We start from the raw sequence: 483 nt of genomic DNA, 5'->3' as shown, positions 1-483 counted from the left end.
AGTCCTGACCCCAGTTCGGGGCGTCGACCATCAGGGTGTGGTCGAACCCGCCCTGCTGGTGGCGCTGACCGCCGCCATCGGCGGCGACGTCTTGGTGCCCCGCCCCTGTGCCGCCTGGTGGGCGCCCTACGCGCGGCTGCTGCGCAGACCCGCCTTCCATGTGCCGACCCCGGCCGAGAGCGGCGGCGTGCCCGACTCGTACGCCCTGCTGGAGACCGTCCGCCGGATGCGTGCGGAGGGCGGTGATCCGCGGCTGCTGGTGCTCTCCGTCGCCGACGACCCCACCGCGACCGTCGCCCCGCCCGAGCTCCTGCACGAGACCGTGGAGGCGGCCGTCGGCGAGGGACTGCACCTGGTCAGCGACGAGACCTGGCGCGACACCCTGCACGACCCGCACGGCACCGTGCTGCTCAGCCCCGCCGAGATGCTGCCCGACCGGGTCACCGTCGTCACCGACCTGGTCGGCGCGCTGCTGCCGCCCGG

Annotated in this window: 1 protein-coding gene; it reads left to right on the top strand. The window is 74.9% G+C overall.

Annotation, left to right across the window (positions count from 1 at the left end):
• Window positions 1-37: 37 nt before the first annotated feature.
• Window positions 38-483, top strand: a 446-nt coding sequence (locus B9S61_RS13825; protein ID WP_258039649.1) for an aminotransferase class I/II-fold pyridoxal phosphate-dependent enzyme, incomplete at its 3' end; no start/stop codon positions are given.

The organism is Streptomyces sp. SM1 (assembly GCF_002910825.1).
Classification (GTDB): Bacteria; Actinomycetota; Actinomycetes; order Streptomycetales; family Streptomycetaceae; genus Streptomyces; species Streptomyces okerensis.
This window is presented reverse-complemented; position numbering and strand designations above follow the sequence as displayed.